The organism is Paracoccus sp. (in: a-proteobacteria), from assembly GCF_030536915.1.
Lineage (GTDB): Bacteria > Pseudomonadota > Alphaproteobacteria > Rhodobacterales > Rhodobacteraceae > Paracoccus.
The window spans coordinates 1-2,248 of sequence record NZ_JAUNPC010000189.1; the positions used below are offsets into that span (position 1 = coordinate 1).

The 2,248-nt window shown below is 69.4% G+C and carries 1 protein-coding gene and 2 pseudogenes; all 3 read right to left on the reverse strand.

The window, feature by feature from the left end:
* Positions 1 to 331: pseudogene (locus Q4F04_RS15545) on the reverse strand (peptidoglycan-associated lipoprotein); the annotation flags it as partial.
* A gap of 14 nt (positions 332 to 345) precedes the next feature.
* On the reverse strand, positions 346 to 1,716 hold the full coding sequence (gene tolB, locus Q4F04_RS15550; RefSeq protein WP_303370695.1) for a Tol-Pal system beta propeller repeat protein TolB: 1,371 nt from the start codon (positions 1,714 to 1,716) through the stop codon (positions 346 to 348).
* Positions 1,717 to 1,766: 50 nt separating this feature from the next.
* Positions 1,767 to 2,248, reverse strand: a pseudogene (locus tag Q4F04_RS15555) (protein TolA); the annotation flags it as partial.

Below are 2,248 nucleotides of genomic sequence, written 5' to 3' on the forward strand. Positions count from 1 at the left end.
CGAGGTTGTATTCCCGCGTTCCCTGCTCGTCCGCGTGCCCCTCGATCACGGTCGAGAAGCTGCCGTTCTGCTTGAGCCAGCCAGCCTGCCGCACCAGCGTCTCGCGCGCGCGGCCGTCCAGCGCCGCATCGTTTTCGGGGAACCAGACGGTGTCGCCGGCAATGCGGCGGAAATCCTCGGCGCTGGCGCCGGGCAGTGTGCCGCCGGGCAGCGTGCCGGTGTAGCGGCTGCCCGCATAGGGATCGGTCACCGTCGCGATGGGCGGGGTCTGGGCGCAGGCGCCCAGACCCGCAAGCAGGAACACGGCGGCAGCGGTGCGAAGGCCGTTCATCGGGCAGAAGCTCCTCATGGCAAAAGCGGTCCCCAGTCGGGGTCGGATGCGGCGCCTTCGATCGACAGCGGGCGCATGTTCCGGCCGGTCACGTCCACCGAATGCAGGCGCGAGGTGCCGTCGCCGCCGGGCGTCTGGCGCGTGAACATGACGACGCGGCCATTGGGGGCCCAGGTCGGACCCTCGTCAAGGAAGGACTCGGTCAGCAGCTTTTCCTCGGTCCCGTCCGGCCGCATCACGCCGATGTGGAAGCGGTCGCCGTTCCTTTTGGTGAAGGCGATCAGGTCGCCCGTGGGGGACCATGCGGGCGTGCCGTAGCTGCCGTCGCCAAAGCTGATGCGCGCGGGCTCGCCCGAGCCGTCGGCGGTGATGACATAGATCTGCTGGCTGCCCGACTGGTCGCTTTCAAAGACGATCTGGCGGCCGTCGGGCGAGAAGCTGGGCGAGGTCTCGATGGCCGCCGTTTCCGTCAGCGGCCGTTCCGCCCCGGTCGCCACGTCCATCTGCCAGATGTCGGTATTGCCGCCCTGCTCGCGCGAATAAACGACCCAGCGGCTGTCGGGGGAAAAGCGGGGGGCGAAGCTCATGGTCCCCGCCTCCTGCTTCAGCGGGCGCGACTGGACGCTGGCCACGTCCATCAGCATCACCTGCGGCATCCCGTTCCCGAAGCTGGTGTAAAGCAGCTGGCTGCCGTCGGGCGAGAAGCGGGGCGAGACGACCAGCGCGCTGTCATCCGTCACCCAGATCGGGTTCGCGCCGTCGTAATCCATGATCCCGATGCGCTTGAGCCGCGCGTCCTTGGGGCCGGTTTCCGAGACAAAGGTCACGCGGCTGTCGAAATACGGGCCTTCCCCGGTGATCCGGGCATAGACTTGATCGGCGACCTTGTGGGCGACGCGGCGCCAGCCTTCCTCGGGGGCGTCGAACTGCATCCCGTCGCCCAAGGGCTGGCCCGAGAAGACGTCGAACAGCCGGAACCTGGCCGTCACCTGCCCGTCACGGACCGACACGGCGCCGAGGATCAGCGCCTCGGCATTGACCGCCCGCCAGTCAGGGTAGGCCACAGGCTCGTCAAAGCCCGAGGGCTGCGCCACATGGGCCGAGGCTGGAATTTCCCGGAACAGATCGGTGCCGGTCAGGTCGGCCGTCACTACGGCCTGGATGCGGGCGGCCAGATCGCCCGCGCCGCCCTCGTCGAAGAAGGGCACGACGGCGATCGGCATCGGCTCGACTTGGCCGCCGGTGATCTCGATCCGCAGCGGACCTTCGTCTTCCGTGGCGGCAAGCGCGGGCGGGACCGTATCCTGCGCGGCGGCAGGACCTGCAAGCGCGAGGGCCGCGGCAAGGACAAGCGAAAGGCGGGCGAGATGGACGGAAAGCGACATGATGCGCGCAACCTAACCTGTTTGGGGTGCGATGGAAATGCGGGCCATCTTCACCGGATCGAGGGGCCGCCCTGGGGGCGGAAGTCGATGATGGTGTCGCGCCAGCGGGCGTATTTCTCGGCCGGCAGACTGAAGCCGCCGCCTTGCAGGGCGCAGCGCAGGATGGCGCGGCGGGCGGCCTCGAACGCTTGGCCAGCAGCCGCCTCGGACCCGCCGTCGAACCCGATCATCCGCAGCGAATCCGGTTCGGGCATCCCGTCGGGCGACATCGAGAACTGCACGGACACCGCCGTCCGCTGCGCTTCGCGCGACAGCGAGCCGATGTTCCAGCAGGATTCGATCTGCAGCCGCAGCCCGTCCTTTTCCCCCTGCGACAGGGGCGGTCCCATCGCGGCGCGGCCGCCGCCGCCATCCTCGGTGGCGCCGGGCAGGTCCAGCGCCTCGTTCAGCGCCTGCATCAGCGGGTCGGGATCATCGGGCGCCTGCCGCGCGGCCTCGGTGCGCTCCAAGCGCAGGCTGGCAGAGGCCTTGC

What these genes read in the sequence shown, in the direction of transcription:
- tolB (WP_303370695.1), bottom strand. Translation starts at nt 1,716, where the DNA reads ATGTCGCTTTCCGTCCATCTCGCCCGCCTTTCGCTTGTCCTTGCCGCG.